Genomic DNA, 23,322 nt, shown 5'->3' with positions numbered 1-23,322 from the left:
GAGCGCCGCCGATCCCGCACACCCCCACCCCGCAGCCGACCGATCCGCCGCCCGCGTGGCGGAGCAGCGTGCTGCCGCCGATCGCCGCGGGCCTCGCGACGCTGTGCGCGGCCACGTCGCTGACCAGCGTCGTCTCCGGCTGGGCCTGGTTCGGGTACCTCTTCGTGGCCGTCGTGCTCGTCGCGGGCACCGGGCTGGCGCTGCGCTCGCTGCGCGCGCCGACCGTCGTCGCCGGGTTCGGGCAACTGCTCGTGCTGCTGTTCCTCATCACCGGGGCGTTCACGACGCAGGGCGTGCTCACGATTTTCCCCGGTCCCACCGCTTTCGGCGAACTGCAGGCGACCCTTACCGCCGCGGCCGACCAGATCCGGATCGGCCTCCCGCCGGTCGACAGCACGCAGCCGATCCTGTGCCTCGTCACGATCGCGGTCGGCCTGGTCGCGGTGCTGGTCGACACACTCGCCGTCGCCGCCGCGGCACCCGCGGCGACCGGGCTCGTGCTGCTCTGCGTGTACGCGGTGCCCGCGGCGCTGTCGGACGAGCTGATGCCGTGGTGGACGTTCGTGCTCGGCGCGGGAGCTTTCGCGTGCCTGCTTGCCATCGACGGCAACCACCGGCACCGCCGCTGGCGCAACCGCGACGCGCCCGGCTCCGGCAGCATGCTGCGGCTAGCGCAAGCGCCGGTGGCCGTGGTCAGTTCGGCGATCGTGCTCGGCCTGCTGGGCGGCGGGATCACCTTCGTCGGCACGGTCGGCAAGATCCCGTTCGGCTCCGGTCCCGGCGGTGACGGCAACGGCACCGGCGGGTTCGGCATCGCGCCGTTCACGCAGCTGCGCGGACTTCTCGACCAGGGCCAGAACACCGAGCTGTTCCAGGTCCGCGGCCTCGGCCCGGACCGGCGGCTGATGCGCGCGTTCACTTTGGACACCTACACCCCGAACAAGGGCTGGGGCCTGCGCGCCGGCGGCCAGGCGCAAAGCGGCGTGCTCGCGAACAGCACGCTTCCCGCCGCGCCCGGCGACGACGGCACCGGGGTGTCGCGGCAAATCCAGATCCAGCCGACGCGCTGGGTCGACAACTGGCTGCCGGTCTACGGCGCCCCGCGCGCGCTCCGCGGCGTGCCGCCGCAGTGGCTGTACGACCGGGTCAGCGGCTCGGTCTTCACCACGGCGAGCGAACCGGCCCCGGCCTACGTGGAAACCGCGTCGCTGAAGGAGCCGACCGCCGCGGAATTGCGCGACGCCGCGCCGAAATCCGACGAGGTCCCCGCGCTGTACACGCGGATCGGCCAGGTCGACAAGCGGGTCTCGGCGCTGACCGACCAGCTCACCGCGGGCAAGACGAACAACTTCGACCGGGCAACCGCGCTGTGGCAGTACTTCAGCGCGCAGAACGGTTTCGTGTACGACACGAAGACCGCCGACGCCACCGACGCGGACGCTCTCGCCGACTTCATCCTCAAGGGAAAACGGGGCTACTGCGAGCAATACGCGTCGGCGATGGCGGTGATGCTGCGGGTCGCGCACATCCCCGCGCGCGTCGCGATCGGCTTCACCCCCGGCGTCACCAAGGGCGACTACCAGTCGATCAGCTCGCAGGACGCGCACGCGTGGGTCGAGGCGTACTTCGGGGACAAGGGCTGGGTCAGCTTCGACCCGACCCCGCTCGCCGACGGACGCGGCATCGTCCCGCCGTACCTGGAGCAGAACACCCAGAACCCGCAACAGCCGAACGCGACCGACAACCTCCCGACGGCCCCGCGCTCCGCGTCCCCGTCCACCGGCGCGTCGGCCGACAAGACCCACGACCAGGCCGCTCCCGCCGCGCCCGCGGACACCACTCCCGACGACAGCTGGCTGACCTGGCTCGCGCTGACCCTGGCTGTCTTGGGAGCTGCGGCCGTAGCCGCGTCGTACTTCCTGCGCCGCCGCCCCCGGCCCGGCTTGACCCCGTCCGGCGTCCCGCCCGGTGCGACACCTGAGGGCGACGTGCTGGTCAGAAACCCAGTCACCGCACCGACCCCGCTGCACCTGGCCGCCCTGTGGCTTCCGCTGACCGGAGCCGTCCTGCTGGTCGCCGCGATCGGCCTGCTGGCCGGAACCGTGTCGTGGTGGTTCGCCTTGGCGGTCGTGCTGATCCTCGCGGCCGTCGGCGGCCCCGCCGCGATCCGCGACCTGGTGCGCCGCCGCCACCTCCAGACGATCGCGACGCACGCCCCCAGCGCGGCCGACGCGGCGTGGCGCGAACTGAAGGCGGAGTGCGCGGACCGGGACCTGCCGATCTCCGACAGCGACACGGTCCGCGTGGCCGGCGGAAAGATCGCCGAACGCCACCGCCTGGACGAGCCGGGCCGGGAGGCTTTGCGCACGGTGCTGGGCGCGGTGGAACGCAGCTGGTACAGCGACGAGGCGGCTCCGGACGCGACTTTGGAGCCTGCTTTCGGGCAGCTGCGGGACAGCCTGCGCCGGACTGCTCCGCTGTCGATGCGGGGCCGGTTGTTCCCGAGGTCGGTGCTTCGCCGACGACGGTGAGCTTCGGGGTTCGGCGTTCCAGTTCGCGAGCGTTGAAGTCCGGAGCGATGCCGTGGTCGGTGACCCACGAGGTGAGCGTGGCGCGGGTTCGGCGGAGACGCGGGCGCCGCGCGGAGAAAGCAAGATTTCCGGCGACGCACCGCCCTCGTTGCGCAAGCTCTCGACGATGGCCTTGCCGATCTCGCCCACTTCGACGATGCCGATTCGCTGCACCGCGCGGCCCCATGGTGTGTCACGCCGCCCGCCTTTTGTTCCACCGCAAGGCGACCGCGAGACCGCCGCCATCAGTGCTCTTCCGTCACTTCACGAGGGCCGCGCGGAGGAACGCGAGGATTTCCGTCTGCGCGGTCTCGGCCTGCGGTTCCACCCCGGGCAGGGTCAGAAACGCGTGCTTCGCGCCCGGGTACTCGGTAAGCCGCACCGAGATCCCTGCCTCGCGCAGCCGCGCGGCGTAGCGGCGGCCGTGGTCGGCGACCGCGTCCTGGGTGGGCACCACCACGAGCGCCGGGGCGAGCCCGCTCAGGTCGTCCGCGCACAGCGGCGAGACGGAACCGGCGTCGGCTCCCGGCGGAACCGCGAGCCGCTGGAAGAGTCGCAGCAGCGGCAGTGCCCGGCTCGGGTGGTACGCGTATTCGGCGATGGAGGGGTAGTCGAACATCGTCTCGGTCACGTCGGCTACCGGGTTGACCAGCACCTGTGCCTTGAGTTCCAGACCGGCTTCCCTGGCGCGGACGGCCGTCAGCGCGCTGATCAGCGCTCCGCAGCTCTCACCGAACACAGCTGCGCGCGCCGGGTCGACGCCCCACGCCTCGGCTTGCCGCACCACGTGCGCGAGCGTGTCCCAGCCGTCGTCGGCGGCGTTCGCGAGCGGGCTGTCGGGGGCGAGGAGCCGGTGCTCGACCGAGACGACGACGGCGGGCAGCCGCGCGGCGAGGTGGCTGTTAGTCCAGTCGCACTGCGTCGCCGTGCCCACAAAGCCGCCTCCGTGGACATGGACCACCAGCGGCAGGCCGGTTCGGGCCGCGGCTTCGTTTCGCGCTGGCCGGTAGACCCGGACGGGCAGGTCGCGGCCGGGCAGCGCAATCTCCCGCCACTCGATCGCCGCGCCGGGATCCGGTTCTCCGAGGATCGCCCGCGCCGTGCCGGAGGCCCGGAAGCGGTTCTCCGCCTCGCGATAGGTCAGCAGTTCCTCGGTCGTGATCGTCGAGAAGTCCGGCTCCGGCGGTCGGGTCGCGGCAGCGAATTCCTTCATTGTTCCTTCTTCCCCAGTCGATGCGCCGGTGCGTCCTGATAGCCGCCCAGCGCCTTGTCCTCATTATGCACACACCGTGTGCATTGCCAAGTGCATAAGTTATGCTGCACCCGACGAGAGGGGCGAGATGACTGGCCGCAGGCGATGGTCGACCGACGAAATCCTGGACACGGCGACGGATCTGCTGCGCACGAGCGACGCCGAATCGTTCAGCGTGCGCAAACTCGCCGCGGCGCTCGGGACCGATCCTTCGAGCCTCTACCGGCACTTCCGCAACAAGACCGAGCTGCTGCGCGCCGTCGCCGACCGGATCCTTTTGGCCGCCATGGACGGCTACCGCCCCGAAGGCGATTGGAAGCAGCGCATCACCGCGCTGGGCCTGCGCCTGCACGAGGCGTTCGGCGAGCAGCCTCAGCTCGCCACGGTGTGGGGACGCTACGCGTCCGGCGGCACCGGATCCCGGCTGGTCATGGAGGAACTGCTGCAGGCCCTGCGCGCGTCCGGCCTGCCCGACGAGCAGGTTCCGGTGCGATACCACCGGATCGTGATCCTCCTCGCCGCGCTGATCGCCTCCGAGGCAGGCATCGGCACCATCACCGCCGAGGAGTACGAACAGGGACTGGAACAATTCCGCGTCGCGGTGCTCGGCGCCGATCCCGAACGCTTCCCCGCTTTGGCCTTCTTCGCCCGCGACGTCCGGCCTCTCGGAGCGGACCGCCGGGCTGCGTTCGAGGAAATCCTTGCCGCGCACCTCGATCAGCTCGAGGCCCAGATCCCCTGAGACGCCGGAGCCGGAGCGGCGGAGGAAGCCGCCCCGCAGGCTGGGCAACGAAAAGCCCGAGCAGTCCGCCATTTCACGGCGCACCCAGCTCGGCCGTGGGCGCGACCAGCCTGCCCGCACCGATGTCTGGCACCCAACCAGCACGTCAACTGCCACGTTCAGGGAGCCACCGCGGCGTTCCCTGCCGACTCAGCCTGCGCGACCCCAACATCCTCAGGCTCAACCCGTCAGAGGAACTGCACAAGCAGCGGCCAGGCCCGAGCCGCCGCCTGAACCGGCACGGCCGCAGCGTCGCGTCGAAGGCGTTCCGGCGGCAGGCCGGATCCAGCACCGCACCGAGCGTCGTCAGCAGTCACTCGCCGACGCCGTGCCCGCCAGTTTCCCGTGCGGGCATCCCCGAACCGGGAGCGCTTCGAGCCCGTATCGAGTGAAGCGAGCCCGGAGCCTTGCCAGCAGGTCGGGAACCTGTGTCCCGCTAGCCGGTGCAGTCCGTGCCCGCGCACGAGAAACCGCGCTCCGCCCCGAGGGGAGAAGCGCGGATTCACCGTCGTGCTATTGGCCTTCGAAGCGCTGGCGGAAACGTTCCTCCATGCGCTGCGTGAAGGAGCTTTTGCGGCCGGACGGCTTCCCCCCGCCGCCTCCGTCGTCAGGGCTGTCCATGCCGCCGGCGTCGCTGTGGCGCAGCGACGTCACGGCCATCATGACCCCGAAGAACATCACGAGGAACCCGAGCACGCTGACCACCGGCACGTCGGCGACCCGCAACACCGGGATCACCACACCGAGCACCAGCAGCGCAACGCCCACCACGAACAGGGCGATCCCCTGGATGCGCCGACGGCGCGCGGGTCGGCGCAACCGGGTGCCGCGCACCGTGGATGCGAACTTGGGGTCCTCGGCATAGAGCTCGCGCTCGATTTGATCGAGCAGCCGCTGCTCATGCTCGGAGAGTGGCATCTTTCCTCCTCCGGCACAGCTGTCGCGGGCGCCGGGCCGCGCAACGTCCTGGACCCAACAGCCAACCCCAGGCGGGGTGGCACTGTCCAGGATACGAGCCCCGCGCTCGTCCGACTACCCGATCCCCGATCCGGAAATGATCGAATCGGGGGAAATCCCGCAAGATGCGGGTTGACAGTGCGTTACCGCGACGGAAGTCACCCCCTTCGGCGCAGTCCAGGGCCCTCCGCCGCCCCGTCGGCCTCCCCCGGGCGGGGTCCCTCGTCACGGAGAGAAAGCGTCCTCGCGCCGACCACCCGCCCTGCGGACGCCGCGGCCGGCCCGATCTTCCGCCGATCGATACCGTCCGCCATTCATTCACTCGGCCGACGCCGAGATCGGCAATCCCCCACCGCACGAACAGCCCGCAGCCCGCTGACTCAGAGCGACCGCCGAACCCCTATTCCGGACCCGTCGGGCAACCCGCTCCGGAGGCCGACTGCCGACCAAGCGCCCATCTCAGTCCTCCCGAGGAGAAAGCAGCGAAGCGGGCCGGATCGCCGCCGAGCCGAATTTCAGTCTTGCCACGTCCGCCGCCACCTCCGCGTCCCGCCATCGGGGTTCGTCGTTCGTGAACGACAGCTGCTCCCCCTCGTCGCCGGTATCCAGGCCTTCCACCCGCACTCCGATCAACCGGACCGCTCCTGTCGGCGCGTGCTCGGACAGAAGCTCGACTGCCGTGCGGTGGATGTCGCGGGCCACGTCCGTCGCCGAGAGCACGGTGCGCGCTCGGGTGATCGTGCGGAAATCGGCGAACCGCACCTTGATCGACACCGTCCTCCCGCGCAGCCCTCGCGACCGGAGCGTCGCCCCGACTCGTTCGGACAGGCGCAGCAGTTCCAAGCTCAGCTCGTCGCGGTTCAGGACGTCGACGTCGAAGGTGTGTTCGGCTCCGATCGACTTCTCCGCCGACTCCGGTTCCACCGCGCGGTCGTCATGGCCGTTCGCCAGCGCCCACAGGTGATCCCCGACGGCCCGGCCCACCGCACGCCGCAGCCGGGCGGGCGGGGTGGCGGCGATGTCCGCGATCGTGTGCCAGCCGTGTTGGCGCAGCTGTTCCTCGGTCCGCTTCCCGACTCCCCACAGCGCCGACACCGGCAGCGGGTGCAGGAACTCCAGCGTTTCGGCGGCGGGGACGATCACCATTCCGTCCGGCTTGGCCATCCCCGAAGCCAGTTTCGCCACGAATTTCACCTTCGCGACCCCGACGGAGCACGCGATCCCGTGCTCCGCCTGCACCCGCTCCCGAATCCGCGCCCCCAGCACACCCGGAGTGGTCCCCAGCCGCCGCAGCGCGCCTCCTACGTCCAGGAACGCCTCGTCCAGGCTCAGCGGCTCGACCAGCGGCGTCAGCTGCCGGAAAATCCCCATGACGCCGCGCGACACCTCGCCGTACAGGCCGGGCGTCGGCTGGATGCACACCAGCTGCGGGCAGAGCCGTTTGGCCGTCGCGAACGGCATGGCCGAACGCACGCCGAAGCGCCGTGCCGGATAGCTCGCCGCGGCGACGACCGAGCGCGGGCCGCCGCCGGACACGACGACCGGCTGGCCCTCCAGCTCGGGTCGCGTGCGCAGTTCGCACGACACGAAGAAGGCGTCCATGTCCACGTGAAGAATCGAGCAGCCGGTGTCGTCCGGAAGCTCGGTCGCGCCCGTGGTGACGCGGTAGCGGGCCATCCCGCTCGGCAGTTCGGCGTTTCTCCCCACGCCTCCGGACGCTACCTTCCGCCCCCGACAATTCCCGGCGCCCGAGCCGCGGCGGCCACGCTTACGGGTGACCCGCAAGCCCGCAACGATGATTCCCGCACCGCGGCACGGCCGGGAACTCGCTTCTCAGGCCCGCCGGGCGATCGCGTGCAACCGGCCCGCGACGTCGCGCAGCGCGGGCACCGCCGAAGCGCTCAGCTCGAACTCGGCCAGCTCGTCCTCACGGACCCCGCCCGGCACGACGTCCGAGATCACCCGGTCGCCCTGCAGCAGGGTGACTTCCAGCCCGGCGGCCACGAGCGAATCGGTCAGCCCGGAACTGTCGTACCGGCGCAGTACGGTGTCCCCCGCGACGATCCCGTCCGGGCCTTCCATCAGCTGCTGCGCCTCGGAGATCCGGCCGGCCAGCGCGCGATGCAGCACGGCCGCGGTGCGGTTGGCCACCAGCACCGACACGGCACCGCCGGGCGAGACGGCCGCGGCGAGTGCGTCGAGCACCGCGCGCGGGTCGTCCACGACCTCCAGCAGGCCGTGCGCCAGCACCAGGTCCGCAGACCCGGCCTGGACGTGCGCGCCGAGGGCGTCGGAGTCGTCCGCGATCACCGTGATCCGGCCGGAGACGCCCTCCTCCTCGGCGCGGCGGCGCAGTGTGGCGAGCGCGTTCGGGTTCGGTTCGACCACGGTGACCAGGCATCCGGCCGAGGCGAACGGCACCGCCCAGCCGCCGCTCCCGCCGCCGACGTCGACGACGACCGGCTGCTCCACGCCGCGGGCGCGGGCGGCCCGCAGTTCGGCCTCGAGCGCCCGGCGAACAGCGCCCGAACCCCGGGCGGCCACGGTGTCGGTCTTCATGGCCGACAGGGTAATGGCCGCCGGTCACTGGCCGTGACCCGCGTGGGCTCCGCAGCGGCGTTCGCCACCTTCCGCACTACCGTCCCGGCGAGCGGCCCGTAGGCTGTGTCGAGTGCACACGGTCGCCGTTCTCAGCCTCAAGGGTGGTGTCGGCAAAACGACGGTCGCGCTCGGTATCGCGTCGGCCGCGCTGCGTAGGGGAACCCGCACGCTCGTAGCCGACCTCGACCCGCAGGGCAACGCCACCACCTCGCTCGACCCGCCGTTCACCGACGCGACGCTCGCCGACGTGCTCGAGACGCCCGCGCGGGCCGTTCTCGAACGCGCGATCGCGCCCAGCGTCTGGAGCGAGGAGATCGACGTGCTCGTCGGCGCCGAGGAGCTGGAGTCGCTCAACGAGCCCGACTCCGACGGCCGCCGCCTGGAGAACCTCTCCCGCGCGCTGGACGAACTGCACCAGCACCCGTTGCGCGAGGACCCGTACGAACTGGCGATCATCGACTGCCCGCCGTCGCTCGGCCGGCTCACCAAATCCGCGCTGGTGGCGGCCGACAGCGCGCTCATTGTGACTGAACCCACAATGTATGCGGTCGCCGGCGCTCAACGCGCGCTGGAAGCGATCGAACGGATCCGCGAGGACCACAATCCGGCGCTGCGGCCGATCGGCGTGCTGGTGAACAAGCTGCGCGTGCGGTCCTACGAGCACCAGTTCCGGGTCGCGGAGCTGCGCGAGAACTTCGGTTCCCTGGTGATGCCGACGGCGATCCCGGACCGGCTCGCGGTGCAGCAGGCCCAGGGCGCGTGCAGCCCGATCCACGAATGGCATTCCCCTGGCGCACAGGAGATCGCGCTGACCTTCAACATGGTCCTCGCCAAGATCCTGCGCTCCAACCGCGCCGGACGGCACCGCGTGCGCGCCGAGGAAGAAGCCGCGCAGGCGGAAGTGTCGGAAACCGCGGGCTGAACCGTGCCCGAGGGCGACACCGTATTCCTGGCCGGAAAGCTGCTCGACCGCGCGCTCGCCGGGAAAACGTTGGTGCGCGGGGAGTTCCGGCATCCCGAACTGGCCACTGTGGACCTCGCGGGCCGGGAGGTGCACGGCGTCGGCACCGTCGGCAAGCACCTCTTCACGCGCTTCTCCGGCGACCTGACGCTGCACAGCCACCTCCGGATGGACGGCTCGTGGAAGATCCAGCCCGCGGGCGCGAAGTGGGCGATGCCCGCCCATCACGCGCGCGTCGTGCTGATGACCGACGACGTCCAGGCGATCGGTTTCCGTTTGCACGACCTGAAACTGGTGCCTACGACCGAGGAGCACAGCCTCGTCGAACACCTCGGACCGGACCTGCTGGATCCACAGTGGACGGACGAGCACGCCGCACTGGCCGCCGCCAACCTCGCCGCGAAACCGGACCGCGAACTCGGCGACGCACTGCTGGACCAACGGATCATGGCCGGTGTCGGCAACCTGTACAAATGCGAGATCTCGTTCCTGCTGCGGGTTTCCCCGTGGACCCCAGTGTCCGAAGTGGACCCCGCACGCGCGGTGGCGCTCGCCCGGAAGCTGCTGGTCGCGAACGCGTGGCGGCACGAGCAGGCCACCACCGGCGACCTCCGCCGCGGACGGCGCACCTGGGTCTACGAACGCACCCGCCAGGGCTGCTTCCGCTGCGGGGGCCCGCTGCTGGTGGCTCAGCAGGGCGACGGACCGTACCAGCGCCCGACCTGGTGCTGCCAGCGCTGCCAGCCCGGTCCCGTCCCGGCGGACGGACTGCCGCGCAAATGATGTTGCCGTACCGAGAGGTTCGCGGTTAGCGTGGCAGTACACGAGAGAGGAGGTGGTCCTAAGTTGTATTCACACAGGACTCGTGAGGTGGCTGTCCGCTAGCGGATGGCACGTGTTGGGACTTTGAGCAGCGATGCAACAAGAGCCACCTTCGGCTCATCGCCTGCTTCACGTGCTGCCTGCTGACGAATACCAGGCAGTCACCGGGTTCCCGGGGTTCTCGAGCACCGGTCCGGCTCGGGCCTGGACGCTGACGGCGTCCAGGAGGCGCCCCGGGAATTTCCATGACCTCTTGATGTCGTGGCGCACTTGTTCCCTCCCGGCGAGCACCGCGGCGGTTCCTGCGGACCCGCGGAAGTCGCTAGGCTTGGGGGATGCTCAGGCCGGACTATCCGATCAGCACCGAACGCCTGCTCCTCCGCCCCTTCAGGGACGACGATCTCGATGCCCTGAACTCGTTCCAGTCCCGCGCGGACGTCGTCCGCTACCTTTACTGGGGACCGCGCAGCCGCGCCGAATCCGCGGCAGGACTGGCGAAGCGCATCCACAGCTCGACGCTGTCCGAGGAAGGCCAGTTCCTCGCCGTCGCCGTGGAACTCGCCGAAACCGGGCAGCTCATCGGCGACCTCAACCTCGAATACCTCAGCGCGGAACACCGCCAAGGCGAGATCGGCTTCGTCTTCCACCCCGACCACCACGGAAAAGGCCTGGCCCTGGAAGCGACCCGCGAAGTCCTGCGGCTCGGCTTCGAAGACCTGGGCCTGCACCGGATCATCGGCCGCTGCGACGGCCGCAACACCTCGTCGGCGGCGTTGATGGAGCGCCTGGGCATGCGCCAGGAAGCAAGGCTGCGGGAGAACGAGGTAGTCAAGGGCGTATGGACCGACGAGTTGGTCTACGCCATGCTGGAAGACGAGTGGAAAGCCGGCGCCGCCCCGCTGAACTGACTGCCCGCCCTCGTCGCCGTGCTTCGCGATGCCGCTGGGCGAGCACCACTGAACCCGGCCCGGGTCGGCGGCGGTTTTGGCGGGTGGGCGGTGGTTTGGCGGGTGGGCGCGGAGCTTGGGCGCGTTGGCTAGGTGGGTCTGCGAGTGCCGGATGGCCGTGAAGGGGTCGTCGAGGGAATCGAGGTCCGTGAGGGGAACCCTGAGGGACTCTGAGTCCCTCAGGGTTCCCCTCACGGCATTAACGCTCCGCGGGCTTCAGGGGGAGCGATGTCGGTGCGCCAAGCCCCAGGCACCCAGCCCCGGCCCTGCACCCCGATACGAAGCCTCCCCTGCGGTCTGGGGGTGCTTGTCAAGGCATCTTTCCCGCCTTGACAAGCACCCCCAGACCGTCAGCACAATCAGCTTCGGGGTGCCCCACGCAACCAACGTGCGCAATGTCGCCGCCAGGCGACGAGCAGCACCCAGCACGGCCCCGACGCGACCCAAACCACAACAACCCCAGCCGCCCCCAGCCACCCCACTCCGGATACGGCAGCATGGACGACGTGCTCTTCGACAGGATCGTCCGCCCAGCGATGTACCGGCTCGCCTACCACGACCCCGAGGTAGTGCACGAACGCACAGTCAGCCTCCTGAGCCGCACGGGCAAAACCCTCCGCCCCATCTCGAAGATGTACCGAACCAACGACCCCGCCACCGTCCTAGGCCTGACCTTCCCCAACCGCATCGGTCTAGCGGCAGGCATGGACAAGAACGGCCGAGCCCTGCACGCCTGGCCGTCCCTGGGCTTCGGCTTCATCGAAGCAGGCACAGTCACCCGCCACCCCCAGCCAGGCAACCCCAAACCGCGCCTGTTCAGCCTCCCGGCCACCGACGCGGTCATCAACCGCATGGGCTTCAACAACGACGGAGCCCAAGCCCTCGCCGACCGGCTGGCCGCGCACGGAAAACCCGCGGTGCCGCTGGGAATCAGCATCGGCAAGTCGAAAGTGACGCCGCTGGACGAGGCAGTCGAGGACTACCGCTACTCGCTCCGCACCCTGCACCCCTTCGCCGACTACTTCGCGATCAACGTCAGCTCCCCGAACACCCCCGGCCTCCGTGCGCTGCAAGACAAATCCGCGCTCGCCGAACTCCTCGCCGAACTCCGCAAGACCGGCGCCGAACTCGGCGGCAACACTCCCCTGCTGGTGAAAGTCGCTCCCGACCTCACCGACGACGCGCTCGCCGAACTCCTCGAAGTCTGTCTGGACCACGGAGTAGCCGGAATCATCGCGACCAACACGACTCTCTCCCGCGCCGGCATCGCCCCCGCCGAAGCCGCGCTGGCCTCCGAAACCGGCGGACTGTCCGGCCGCCCGCTGACCGGACGCTCGGCCGAAGTGGTGCGCTTCGTCCACGAAAAGACCGAGGGCAAGCTGCCGATCATCGGCGTCGGCGGCATCCTCGGCCCGGACGACGCCCGCCGGATGCTCGACGCCGGAGCCAGCCTCGTCCAGCTCTACACCGGCTTCGCGCTGCACGGTCCCGGCCTGGTCCGCCGCGTCGGCCGGGGGCTCGCCGCCCGGTAGCGGGCGAGCCGGGTCCGACCGACACCGGCTCCGGCGTCGAGCATCCGGCGGACGACCGCTCGGCAGAACCGCCGGTGCGGTTTCGATCGTCCGTCCGCCCGGCTCAGCCGAGGAACCGAGGCCCGCTCCTCACCAGTCCGGGGGCGCCGGGCCCGAGTCCGACCGGGCGCACTCGGGCCGCTCCGCCTCAGCCGGGGAACCGCGGCCCTCCGGTGCTGACGAACCGCAGATACCCCCGCCAGGACGCGTACCGGTCCAGACCTTCCCCACCCGCGGCAGCAGCGGGTTCGCACAGCACCGCGAGCGGCGTACTCCCGTCCTCCAACTCCACCCGGCCCAGCACGAACGGCGCCGCCAAGCCAGCAGCGAAACGGTCGAACGCCGCGGGAGACAGCCGCCAGCGCTCGCCGTCCACGCCTGCCGAGCCGGAAATCACGCCGGGCTGCGGCGGGGTGACCCCGTCGAGCAGAACCATCCGGTAGCGCTCGGCGGTCCGGACCAGACCGCCGAACCGCGCGCCGTGCAGTTCGTCATGCAGCGGCTGGCCGCACAGATGCGCACCGAACACCACGACGTCGACGCTCTCGCTCGGATACGGATCCGGCGACCGCTCACCAGTCAGCACCGAAGCCAGATCGATGCCGATCTGGTCCTCGAACGCCCGCGTCACCACAGTGATCCCGTACGGCCGCCGGTCCACTGGCACGGTCACGGCGGCGACGTCCAGGGCGTTCAGCGTCGCGTCCAGGACACCGACGGTCGGCAGCAGCAACGCGTCCAGATCCGCCAGCAGCGCGCGGGCTCCAAGGGCGTTTCCGGCCCCGTAGAACGCGCTGACGTCTGCTGGGACCAAGACGGCGCCAGAGGCCTCCAGAGAGGCGGCAGCGACGTCGAACGCCCTTCTCGCGGGCAGCGGGAGGCTGGCTTCGGCGGGGATGCCGAGGCGCGGATGCTGTCCGGCGGCGAGGCGGACGTCTGCTGGCCATTCGCGGCTTGCCGAGTCCGTACCGAACATCGCCGCGACGGCCCGCTGGGCGGTCGTGAGGCGGTGCGCCGACACGGAGACGGTCGTCGCCGGAATCAACCCCGGTGTCGGCTTGAGGGTGAGAACCCCGGGCGGGGCGGCGATCTCGCGCGCGGACGAATTCAGGGCCAGGTCGACGATCTCGAGGCCGACGGCCGCGCTTTCCGGGTCCGCGACGGTCGTTCCGAGCAGCACCGCGCCGGCGTCGGTCAGGCGAGCGAGCGCGGGCGGGCCGTCGGTGTCCACCGCGAGGACCGTTCCGGCCAGCGGCAGGTCTTCTCCGGCGTGGACGCGTTCGTCGACGGTCTTCGCTTCGACGAGCACTTCCTCCATGGTGCGCACCGAAGCCCAGAGTCCGGGGCGGTCGGCTTTCGCCAGCCGCTCGAACGCGGTGCGGACCCGCTCGTGCGAGCTGGGCGGAGGGACGGGAACAGGATCAGGTTCCGGCGGGAGCGTAGTCACGAGGGCGTCCTTTCCTCGACGGGATCGGAGGAGTCCACTGTGTACGTCCGGCGCCGCGAACCTCAGCCCTCGACGCCGGGCCTGGCGGGTGCCAACACCGACCTCATGGGAAAAACGTTAAACCGCAGACGTTTCCGTCACCAGCAGGATCGGATTACGCGATTGTTGCGGTATGCGGGGGAAACTCACGCACCGTCGCGGCCGAACTGTCCCGTTGCGCCGACCGGAATCCCAAACTCGGCCATCAGGACGGCGTTCCCGCCCGGTCGGGGCGATTCCCGGAGCCGCCGCGAAACAGCGCGCCCGGGCCACATTCACCCTTGGATCGGGCGTTTCGCGGCGGATTGCGTGGCCGCACGGCCCCGGCAACGGGGCCGGCTCAGCAGCTCAGCCGAGATCCTTCAGCGCCAGCGCCAGCCCGGCGAGCCGATCCGTCGCGTCCGTCAGGGCTTCCCGCGACGTGACCATGCCGTCACTGCTCGCTGCCACCGCGCGACCGGCCGCGGCGACCAAGCCGCCGTAGCCTTCGAGCCCGTCGTCGAGCTGCTCGCGCAACTTCGTCACGGCCGCCTGCAATGCCGAACGTTCGCGTTCCGGCGCGGAATTGCGGCCTCGTTCGATCGCCTGGATCCGCTCGGCCAGGCCGCGCAGCGCCCGGGCAGCCTCGTCGGCCGTCGCGCGGGCGTCGGCGACGGAGACCTCCGGAACCGCGGTGGTGCCCAGCGAAGTCGGCACCGAAAGCTGCCGCAGGAGTTCGCGCAGCGAAGCCTCCGACTCCGCCAACCGCTCCATCGGCTCGCGCGCGGCCGAACCGGCGGCGGGCAGCGGCGGCGGACCGCTGGGCGCGGCGGGAAGTTCGACCTTCTTCAGCTCCCGCAACCGCATTCCGGTGCGGACGCTGAACGTGCCGAACACCAGCGTCGCGAAACCGGAGAACACCGCCTGCCCGATCTCCGGGCCGGCCACAGCTCCGCCGAGCAGGCCGGTGGCGGTGAGCACGGTGAGGACCCCGAGCAGGATCGTGACCAGCACCCACAACGTGAGCACGCGCGAGGTGCGGCGGACGCGGCGCTGGTGCTTCGCGCTCGGCTCGTTCCAGCGCTGCCATTTCGCGCGGACCTCGGCGACCGCGGGCACCTGTCCGGCGACCGAAGAAAACGCCGCGGACGCGGCCGCGCTCGACGGGCGGCGCGGCACCGGCGGCGGAGAGACCGGACCCCGCTGGGGCCGGCCGTTCTGCTGCGGCTTCCCGCCGGCCTCCTCGGCCGGCGGGAAGTACCGCTGCAGCTTTTCCTGAGCGCGCTGGGCGTAGTCGGGCAACCGCTCGATGTGCTTCTCGAGCTTGGCGTTGAACTCGCTGAAGTCCCGCTTCTTGGTCATCCCGCCCTACCCCCTGCGCCGCTCGTGCCCGGCCGGTCAGGCCGGGTTCTTGCCCTGTTCCGCCTGCACGCGGGCCTGGATCTCCCGCTGGATGTCGCCCGAAGCGGGAGCAGGCTTGGCCGCGGCCGCGGCCGCGCCCGCACCCGCGCTCGCGCCGCCGTCGGTGACCTGGGCGACCGAGTCGCCGCGCATCGACGCGCGGATCTGCTCCAGCCGCGAGTGGCCCGCCATCTGGGTGGCCGACTCCTGGACCTCCATCATGCGGCCCTGCACCGAGTTCTGCGCCAGCTCCGCCGAGCCCAGCGCGGTGGTGTAGCGCTTCTCGATCTTGTCCCGGACCTCTTCCAGCGACGGCGTGTTGCCCGGCGCGGCCAGCTGGCTCATCTGGTTCAGCGACGCGGAGACCTGCTCCTGCATCTTCGCCTGCTCCAGCTGCGAGAGCAGCTTGGTGCGCTCGGCCAGCTTCTGCTGCAGCATCGTCGCGTTGCGCTCGACGGCCTGCTTGGCCTGCGTGGCCGCCTGCAGCGACTGGTCGTGCAGCGTCTTGAGGTCTTCGATGCTCTGCTCGGCGGTGACCAGCTGCGCGGCGAAGCTCTCCGCCGCGGTCTCGAACTGGGTCGCCTTCGCCTCGTCGCCCTTGCCGCGGGCCTCGTCGGCCAGCACGAGAGCCTGGCGCGTCGAGGCCTGCAGCTTCTCGACCTCGCCGAGCTGGCGGTTGAGCTTCATCTCCAGCTGCCGCTGGTTGCCGATCACGGAGGCGGCCTGCTGCGTCAGCGCCTGGTGGTTGCGCTGCGCCTCCTCGATGGCCTGCTGGATCTGTACCTTCGGGTCGGCGTGCTCGTCGATCTTCGACGAGAACGCCGCCATCATGTACTTCCAGAACTTCACGAACGGGTTGGCCATCTCCTCCGCCTGCCTTCTTGCGTCCCACGGGCCCTGATTGCTTCGGGGCGGGGCGTCGCTCCCCTAGTCGCACAACGTACCGACCCCGGCGTCGGGTTCCATCGTGTCAGGTCGGCCTCCGCCGTTCCAGGCGACCCCGGGGGAATTCAGGGTCAGCCCTGACCGCCGGTCAGGACCGGCCCGGAGGGGGACCCCGCGCACGCCGACGGCCCCGGGGAGATCCCCGGGGCCGTGCAGCGGGACAGGGCCGGCGTTACGCCGCGATCGTGGACGCCAGCTTCGGCGCGCCGATCGTGGTCCGCAACGTCGTGTTCATCCGCGGAGCGGGCTGAAGCCGCAGGTCGGAGAGGTCGTCGCCGATCAGCTCCGACACCAGGCGGCCGCCTTCGAACCCGGCCTCGCCTCGGTCGGGCACCGTCTGGCTCGGCGCGGTCTCCACCTCTTCCACCGGCGCGACCTCGACCTTGTCGAGGGCGGACACGTCGGCGGCGACCTTGTGCAGCAGCTCGCCCAGCGGCAGCTCCAGCGCCTCGCAGATCGACGCCAGCAGCTCGCTGGAAGCTTCCTTCTGGCCGCGCTCGACCTCGGACAGGTAGCCGAGGCTCACCCGGGCGGCGCGGGAGATGTCACGCAGCGTCCGACGCTGGTTGGTGCGGGCATGACGGAGCCGATCACCGATCGCCTCGCGCAACAGCACGGTCATCACGCGCCTCCCTTCCCGAACTGGTGCCTCCTACGTTACCCAGAGCGGTACCCCGAGTGCAGGACTTGACACGTACGTACGCCAAGGGCGAACGCCGTTTTCAGTCTAGTTGTTCCCCGAGCAGCGCCAACGCGGCTCGCGTCGACGCGGTCCGGATGGTGTCCCGGTCACCGGTCTCGGCCAGCTCACGCACCGTGTTCACCCCTGGTCCGCTGAGCCCGACGTACACCGTTCCCGGGGCCACGCCGTCCTGCGGATCCGGCCCGGCGACGCCGGTCAGGCCGAGGCCCCAGGTCGCCCCGCACCGCTCCCGCGCGCCCCTGGCCAGCTGCGCGGCGACCTCGGGGTGCACCGCTCCGTGCTCGGCCAGCAACTGCGCGTCGACCCCGGCGAGCGCGGTCTTCAGCTCTGTGGCGTAGACCACGAGGCCGCCGCGCAGCACGGCGCTCGCGCCCGGCACCTCGGCAAGTGTGGCGCAAACGAGACCTGCCGTGAGCGACTCCGCCGCCGCCACGGTTTCCCCCCGTCGGGTGAGAGCCGCGACCAGTTCGCGAGCCTCGGTCATCACGAGCCCGTCGCGCGCCTGCCGGCGGCGCGCAGGCGGATCGCGCGGACCAGGTAGTCGACGCCGGTGATCACCGTCAGCGCCACCGCGAGGCCCATCAGCACCCAGCGCACCGGGTCGGCTCCGGCCGGCAGCGGCAGCAGGTAGGTCACGATCGCGAGGATCTGCGCCATGGTCTTCGCCTTGCCGCCCCGGCTGGCCGGGATCACGCCGTGCCGGATCACCCAGAACCGCAGCAGCGTCACGCCGATCTCGCGCACCGCGATCACGACGGTGACCCACCAGGACAGCTCGCCCAGCGCGCTGAGCCCGACCAGCGCCGCGCCGATGAGCGCCTTGTCCGCGATCGGGTCGGCGATCTTGCCGAAGTCGGTGATGAGCCCGTAGCGGCGGGCGACCCAGCCGTCGACCTGGTCGGTGGCCGACGCGATGGCGAAGAGCCCAGTGGCGATCGCGCGCCACGTGGTGTCCTCGCCGTGCCCGGTGAACAGGGCGACGACGAACAGCGGGACCAGGACGAGCCGCGAGATGGTGAGCAGGTTCGCCAGGTTCAGCGTCGGGACCGGGGTGGCTTCGGGCAGCTGGGCCCCGCCCTCGGCGGGGGCGCGGGGCACGCCCTCGCCCGCCCCGCTGGGCGCGGCACTCACCGGCCGGCGTCCGGCGCCGGGCGGACGACCAGGTCGACCCCGGCGGAGTCGACGACCTCGCAGCGGACGATGTCGCCCACCGCGAGCGGCTTGGTGTCTTCGTCTTCGAGGATGACGCATTCGCCGTCGACCTCGGGGGCCTGGTGCGCGGCGCGGCCGACCGCGTCGTCGCCATCGGTTCCGTCGTGCTCGACCAGGACGTCCACGAAGGTGCCGATGCGGTCTTCGGCGCGCTGCGCGGTCAGCTCCTCGACCAGCGCCGAAATGCGCGCGACGCGCTCGGCGACCACGGCCGGGTCGAGCTTGCCGTCGAAGGTCTCGGCCTCGGTGCCGTCCTCGTCGGAGTAGCCGAACACGCCGACCGCGTCGAGCCGGGCCCCGGTCAGGAAGCGCTCCAGTTCGGCCAGGTCGTCGTCGGTCTCGCCGGGGAAGCCGACGATCACGTTGGTGCGGATGCCCGCCTCGGGCGAGTACTCGCGGATCTGCTCGGTGAGCGCGAGGAACGAATCGGTGGAGCCGAACCGGCGCATCCGGCGCAGCACCTGCTCGCTGGAGTGCTGGAAGGACAGGTCGAAGTAGTCCGCGACGCCCGGCGTGGTCGCGATGGCCTGCACCAGCTGCGGCCGCGTCTCGGCGGGCTGCAGGTAGGACACGCGGACGCGCTCGATGCCGTCGATCTCGGCCAGCCGCGGCAGCAGCAGTTCGAGCGCGCGGGTGCCGTCGCGGCCGAAGTCCTTGCCGTACGAAGTGGAGTTCTCGCTGACGAGGAACAGTTCCTTCGCGCCGTTCTCGGCGAGCCAGGCGGCCTCGGCGACGATCTCGTCGGGCTGGCGGGACACGAACGACCCGCGGAACGACGGGATCGCGCAGAACGAGCAGCGCCGGTCGCAGCCGGAGGCGATCTTCAGCGCGGCGACCGGGGAATCGTCCAGCCGCGTGCGCAGGACGCGCGGGCCCCAGCCGTGCTGCGCGTGCCCGGGCACCTCGACCTCGGCCGTCGCGGCGGGCCGCTGCACCGGGCTGATCGGCAGCAGCTTGCGGCGGTCGGACGGGGTGTGCGAGGCGATCGCGCGGCCGGCGACCACGTCGTCGAGGCGCGAGGACAGGTCGGCGTAGTGGTCGAAGCCGAGCACCGCGTCGGCCTCGGGGAGGCTGTCGGCCAGTTCGTTGCCGTAGCGCTCGGCCATGCAGCCGACCGCGACGACCTTGCGTCCGGTGTCGGCGGCGGCGAGCAGCGTGTCGACCGAATCCTTCTTGGCCGACTCGACGAACCCGCACGTGTTGACCACGACGACGTCGGAGTCCTCCGGTTCGGCGGCCAGTTCCCAGCCGCCCGCGGCCAGCCGGCCCGCCAGCTCCTCGGAATCGACCTCGTTGCGGGCGCAGCCCAAGGTCACGAGGGAGACACGGCGGGCGCGAGCGGAGTCAGCGGCTGGAGAAGGCACGACGTTCAGGGTAGCCGTCGCATTCGGACCGCCCCGAGACGGAGTCGCCCAGTGCGGTGGCCGCCGGCGTTTGCCGTCCGTGAAGGGCTCCTTGAGGGAATCAGATTCCCTCAAGGAGCCCTTCACGGACCTGCGGGGCTTGAGTACCCGAGCGGGTCACTCCGCGGCCGACAGGTCCGGAACCGTCAGCAGCGTCAGCTCCGCGTCGTCCAGCGCCTCCAGGTCGACGTCCGGGCCGGCCAGCCGCATCGCCTGCGCCCGGATCGCGCGTTCGAGCAGGCCGCGGGCCGAACGTCCGTTCGCGAAACCGGCGCCGCGGTCGAGGCCGGCCATGAATCCGGGCAGCGCTTCGGCGAGCCCGGCGTCGAGGCGGTAGCCCTGTTTGCCCGCCATGGCGGTGAAGATCGCGGCCAGCTGCGCGTTGTCGTAGTCGGCGAAATGCACGGTGGACCCGAACCTCGACCGCAGGCCCGCGTTGGCGTCGAGGAAGCGGTCCATGTCCGCCGGGTAGCCCGCGGCGATCACGATCAGGTCCTCGCGATGGTTCTCCATCTGCACCAGCAGTTCCGCGACCGCCTCGCCGCCGAAGTCGGCGCCGTTCGAGTAGGTCTGGACCAGGTTGTACGCCTCGTCGATGAACAGCAGCCCGCCGATCGCCCGCTCGCACACCTCGCGGGTTTTCGGCGCGGTCTGGCCGATGTACTCGCCCACCAGGTCCGGCCGCGCGACCTCGACCAGATGCCCGGACGGCAGCACGCCCAGCTCGCGGTACAGCTGCCCCATCAGGCGCGCGACGGTCGTCTTCGCCGTGCCAGGGTTGCCGGTGAACACCAGGTGCCTGCTGCGCGCCCCGACCGGCAGCCCGGCCTTGCGGCGGCGCGCGTCCAGCCGCGTTTCCGCGACCAGGGAACGGACTTGGGCCTTCACCTCGTCCAGGCCGATCATCCCGTCGAGTTCGGCCAGCAGGTCGTCCAGTCCCCGGCGCGGCCCGGCGTCGTCGCTGACCGCCACCCCGGCTTCGCCCGGCAAGTCCGCGGCCATCAGGACGGCCAGCTGATCCGACGGCGTGTCCGGCGCGGCGGCCAGGCGACTGGACTGTCCGCTGATCGCGGCTTCCAGCAGGCCGCGCGCGGACCGGCCGTTCGCGAAGCCGCGGCCGCGCGGAATGCGGCGGATCGCTTCGGGCAGCGCCGCGGTCAGATCGGCGGACAGCTCGTAGCCCTGGCTCTTCGCCATCACCGTGAAAATCCCGGCGAGTTCGTCGTTGGAGTAGTCCGGGAACTCGATCCGGCCGGAGAACCGCGACCGCAATCCGGGGTTGGACTCGAGGAACTCGTCCATCTGCTTGGGATAGCCCGCGACGAAGACCACCAGGTCCTCGCGGTGGTTCTCCATCTGCACCAGCAGTTCGGTGACGGCTTCCTTGCCGTAGTCGTCGTTGTCGTCCCGCACGAGGTTGTACGCCTCGTCGATGAACAGCACGCCGCCCGCGGCCCGCTCGCACACCTCGCGGGTCTTCGGCGCGGTCTGGCCGGTGAACTCGGCGACGAGATCGCCGCGGCCGACCTCGACCAGGTGCCCGGACGGCAGCACGCCCAGCTCGCGGTAGATCTGCCCGACCAGCCGCGACACGGTCGTCTTCGCCGTGCCGGGATTGCCGGTGAACAGCAGGTGGCGGCTCCGGACGGCGACCTTCATGCCCGCGTCGCGCCGCCGTGCGTCCACGGCCATTTCGTCCACCATGGACCGCACGCGCTGCTTCACCGAGTCGAGCCCGATCATCGCGTCCAGCTCGGCCAGCAGTTCGGGGAGACTGCGCCGCGGGCCGGAGTCGTCGACCGCGCCCACTCCGGACTCGCCGGGCTGCGGAAGATCGGCGGCGACGAGCGTGACCAGGTCCGCGCCGCCGTCGGTGGTCAGCCGGGTGGATTGCTTGCCGATCGCCGCTTCCAGCAGCACCCGCGCGGACCGGCCGTTCGCGAACCCGCGGCCGCGCGGGATCCGCCGGACCGCCTCGGGCAGCGCCGCGAGCAGGTCCGCGGACAGCTCGTAGCCCTGGCCCTTCGCCATCGCGCGGAAGATCCGCGCCAGTTCGTCGTTGGAGTAGTCCGGGAATTCGATGGTGCCGGCGAACCGGGAGCGCAGGCCGGAGTTGGACTCCAGGAAGGCGTCCATCTCCTTGGGGTAGCCGGCCGCGAAGACCACCAGGTCCTCGCGGTGGTTTTCCATCTGCACCAGCAGTTCCGCGACCGCTTCCCGGCCGAAGTCGTCGTCCTTGTCGTTCACGAGGTTGTACGCCTCGTCGAGGAACAGCACGCCGCCGACGGCCCGCTGGACCGCCGCGCGGGTCTTCAGCGAAGTCTGGCCGACGTACTCGCCGACCAGGTCGGTGCGGGTCACCTCGACGACGTGGCCCTTGGGCAGCGCGCCGAGCGCCTGGTAGATCTTGCCGAGCAGCCGGGCGACGGTCGTCTTCGCCGTGCCCGGGTTGCCGGTCAGCAGCAGGTGGCGGCTGCGCACGGCGACCTTCATGCCCGCTTCCCGGCGCCGCGCGTCGATCGTCATCTCCGAGGTCAGCGAGCGGACCCGCTCCTTGACCGCGTCGAGGCCGATCATCCCGTCCAGTTCGGCGAGCAGCTCCTCGATCGAGGATCCGCCGCGCTGGCCGGCGGCGGCCACGAGCGGCTCGATGTCCGGGTGGCCGATCTCGATCCGGGTGCCCGGCGTCGCGCCCCGGCTGATCGCCTGCCGCGAGGACGCGTCCAGCAGCGCCTCCACCGTGCGGGCGCTGGGTTCCTTGACGAGCGCGGCGAGCCGGTCGCGCACGTCGGGAGGCAGGCCGAACGAGCGCTCCTGGGCGAGGACGTCGAGCAGCGCGGCCGCCGCGGCGGGCCGGTCGAACCGGGGCAGCCGATACTGCAGCATGTTCTGCACCAGGTCAGGGGCCTCGGTGCGGAGCTGTTCGAGCACCTTCTCGGTGCCGTCCAGGATGATCAGGCGGCAGCTGTCCTGGTCGCGCGCGTAATTGCGCAGCATTCGGACGGTGGCGGCGAGGTCCTTCTCGAACAGGGCGTCGACCCGCTCAGCGAGCAGGAGCGCGGAACCGCCGTTCTCGATGTCGTTGATCGTCGCGGGCACCGAGCGCTCGACCGGATCGTCGGCGTACTCGGCGAGCAGGGCGGCGCAGTCGAAGAACTCGGCGGTGTCGAACCCGACCTCGGCCTCAGTCAGCGACGCCTTCAGCGCCCGGGTGAACCGGCGCTGGCCGGTGTTCGCCTCCCCCACCAGCAGGACGAACGGGTTCGGCTGCTTGGTGCCCGCCGTCATCCGGGCCGCTTCGCGCTTTTCCCACTCGGCGTAGGCCTTCTGCCAGTCCTCGTAAGCCTTTTCGTAGCGGGACTGCTCCTTGCGCTGCCACATGCGGTTGCCCGCGGCCAGCAGGTCGAGCGTGACCGAACGGCTGTGCCGCGCCATGTCGCCGAGCACGGTGTTGCCGGAGCCGTCCGAACCCGGCCGTTCCGGTTCGACCGGCGGCGGTTCACCGGGGCCGTTCGCGGTGCCGTGCCGGGTCGCGTCCGCCCAGGCGACGATCCGGGTGGCGCGCGTGACGAACTCGGCGATCGACTCGGTTCCGGCGACGAACATCCCGGCCTGGCCCAGGTTCTCCACCCGGATCTGCGGCTGAGCGGTCGCGGGGCTCGGCGCCGGGCCGCTCGCGGGAACCGGCGGCGGGGCGGGGGGCGGGGCGACGGGCAGCGGTCCCGAAGGCG

18 protein-coding genes are annotated in these 23,322 nt (G+C 71.1%); 6 read left to right on the top strand and 12 right to left on the bottom strand.

The genetic code is table 11. The features are described 5' to 3' along the window. The coding region (locus D0D37_RS39490; RefSeq protein ID WP_425267014.1) for a transglutaminase TgpA family protein at positions 1-2,531 on the top strand (2,531 nt) is incomplete at its 5' end. A gap of 298 nt (positions 2,532-2,829) precedes the next feature. Here D0D37_RS39490 and D0D37_RS39480 read toward each other — a convergent pair. Further along, complete coding sequence (locus tag D0D37_RS39480; protein ID WP_116205687.1) at positions 2,830-3,783, bottom strand: alpha/beta hydrolase; 954 nt, start codon at positions 3,781-3,783, stop codon at positions 2,830-2,832. Positions 3,784-3,910: 127 nt separating this feature from the next. Between D0D37_RS39480 and D0D37_RS39475 the strand changes: the two genes are divergently transcribed. Continuing rightward, the gene (locus tag D0D37_RS39475; protein WP_116205686.1) at positions 3,911-4,564 is read left to right on the top strand and encodes a TetR/AcrR family transcriptional regulator; all 654 of its coding nucleotides are present in this window, start codon (positions 3,911-3,913) and stop codon (positions 4,562-4,564) included. A 552-nt stretch (positions 4,565-5,116) separates the two neighbouring features. On the opposite strand, the gene D0D37_RS39470 is transcribed toward D0D37_RS39475, so the two are convergent. The 3 genes from D0D37_RS39470 to D0D37_RS39460 all read right to left on the bottom strand — a co-directional run bounded on the left by D0D37_RS39470 (position 5,117) and on the right by D0D37_RS39460 (position 8,119). Then, positions 5,117-5,521: a DUF3040 domain-containing protein gene (locus D0D37_RS39470; protein WP_116205685.1), complete on the bottom strand. Its 405-nt coding sequence runs from the start codon at positions 5,519-5,521 to the stop codon at positions 5,117-5,119. 498 nt (positions 5,522-6,019) lie between these two features. Further along, a complete protein-coding gene (gene dinB, locus D0D37_RS39465; protein WP_116205684.1) occupies positions 6,020-7,237 on the bottom strand; it encodes a DNA polymerase IV in 1,218 nt (405 codons plus the stop codon). Between the two features lie 156 nt (positions 7,238-7,393). Next, entirely contained in the window at positions 7,394-8,119 is a 726-nt protein-coding gene (locus D0D37_RS39460; protein ID WP_116205683.1) for a methyltransferase domain-containing protein, read from the bottom strand. 112 nt (positions 8,120-8,231) lie between these two features. On the opposite strand from D0D37_RS39460, the gene D0D37_RS39455 reads away from it, so the two are divergent. From D0D37_RS39455 to D0D37_RS39440, 4 genes are all read left to right on the top strand, one after another. Next, the gene (locus tag D0D37_RS39455; RefSeq protein WP_116205682.1) at positions 8,232-9,083 is read left to right on the top strand and encodes a ParA family protein; all 852 of its coding nucleotides are present in this window, start codon (positions 8,232-8,234) and stop codon (positions 9,081-9,083) included. Positions 9,084-9,086: 3 nt separating this feature from the next. Beyond that, positions 9,087-9,905, top strand: a complete 819-nt coding sequence (locus tag D0D37_RS39450; RefSeq protein WP_116205681.1) for a DNA-formamidopyrimidine glycosylase family protein — start codon at positions 9,087-9,089, stop codon at positions 9,903-9,905. A gap of 374 nt (positions 9,906-10,279) precedes the next feature. Continuing rightward, the gene (locus tag D0D37_RS39445) at positions 10,280-10,852 is read left to right on the top strand and encodes a GNAT family N-acetyltransferase (protein WP_116205680.1); all 573 of its coding nucleotides are present in this window, start codon (positions 10,280-10,282) and stop codon (positions 10,850-10,852) included. Between the two features lie 545 nt (positions 10,853-11,397). Further along, a complete protein-coding gene (locus tag D0D37_RS39440) occupies positions 11,398-12,423 on the top strand; it encodes a quinone-dependent dihydroorotate dehydrogenase (protein ID WP_116205689.1) in 1,026 nt (341 codons plus the stop codon). A 187-nt stretch (positions 12,424-12,610) separates the two neighbouring features. Here the strand turns inward: D0D37_RS39440 and D0D37_RS39435 are convergent, their stop codons facing one another. The 8 genes from D0D37_RS39435 to D0D37_RS39400 form a co-directional block, all read right to left on the bottom strand. After that, positions 12,611-13,909 carry an allophanate hydrolase-related protein gene (locus D0D37_RS39435; RefSeq protein WP_116205679.1) on the bottom strand — a complete coding sequence of 433 codons (1,299 nt, stop codon included), beginning with the start codon at positions 13,907-13,909 and terminating at the stop codon, positions 12,611-12,613. A 387-nt stretch (positions 13,910-14,296) separates the two neighbouring features. After that, entirely contained in the window at positions 14,297-15,289 is a 993-nt protein-coding gene (gene pspM / locus D0D37_RS39430; protein WP_116205678.1) for a phage shock envelope stress response protein PspM, read from the bottom strand. Between the two features lie 36 nt (positions 15,290-15,325). Continuing rightward, on the bottom strand, positions 15,326-16,192 hold the full coding sequence (locus D0D37_RS39425; protein ID WP_116205677.1) for a PspA/IM30 family protein: 867 nt from the start codon (positions 16,190-16,192) through the stop codon (positions 15,326-15,328). Positions 16,193-16,445: 253 nt separating this feature from the next. After that, the gene (locus D0D37_RS39420) at positions 16,446-16,895 is read right to left on the bottom strand and encodes a helix-turn-helix domain-containing protein (protein ID WP_162834710.1); all 450 of its coding nucleotides are present in this window, start codon (positions 16,893-16,895) and stop codon (positions 16,446-16,448) included. A gap of 100 nt (positions 16,896-16,995) precedes the next feature. Beyond that, positions 16,996-17,460: a CinA family protein gene (locus tag D0D37_RS39415; protein ID WP_116205675.1), complete on the bottom strand. Its 465-nt coding sequence runs from the start codon at positions 17,458-17,460 to the stop codon at positions 16,996-16,998. Then, positions 17,460-18,107, bottom strand: coding sequence for a CDP-diacylglycerol--glycerol-3-phosphate 3-phosphatidyltransferase (gene pgsA, locus D0D37_RS39410; RefSeq protein WP_116205674.1), 648 nt, complete (start codon positions 18,105-18,107; stop codon positions 17,460-17,462). The genes D0D37_RS39415 and pgsA overlap by 1 nt, the downstream gene beginning before the upstream one ends. Then, the gene (gene rimO, locus D0D37_RS39405; RefSeq protein ID WP_116205673.1) at positions 18,104-19,552 is read right to left on the bottom strand and encodes a 30S ribosomal protein S12 methylthiotransferase RimO; all 1,449 of its coding nucleotides are present in this window, start codon (positions 19,550-19,552) and stop codon (positions 18,104-18,106) included. Before rimO ends, pgsA begins: the two co-directional genes overlap by 4 nt. A 156-nt stretch (positions 19,553-19,708) precedes the next feature. Then, a complete protein-coding gene (locus D0D37_RS39400) occupies positions 19,709-23,221 on the bottom strand; it encodes an AAA family ATPase (protein WP_116205672.1) in 3,513 nt (1,170 codons plus the stop codon). Positions 23,222-23,322: the final 101 nt, after the last annotated feature.

Origin of the sequence: Amycolatopsis circi (genome assembly GCF_003385235.1) — a bacterium.
In the GTDB taxonomy this organism is placed as follows: domain Bacteria; phylum Actinomycetota; class Actinomycetes; order Mycobacteriales; family Pseudonocardiaceae; genus Amycolatopsis; species Amycolatopsis circi.
This window is presented reverse-complemented; position numbering and strand designations above follow the sequence as displayed.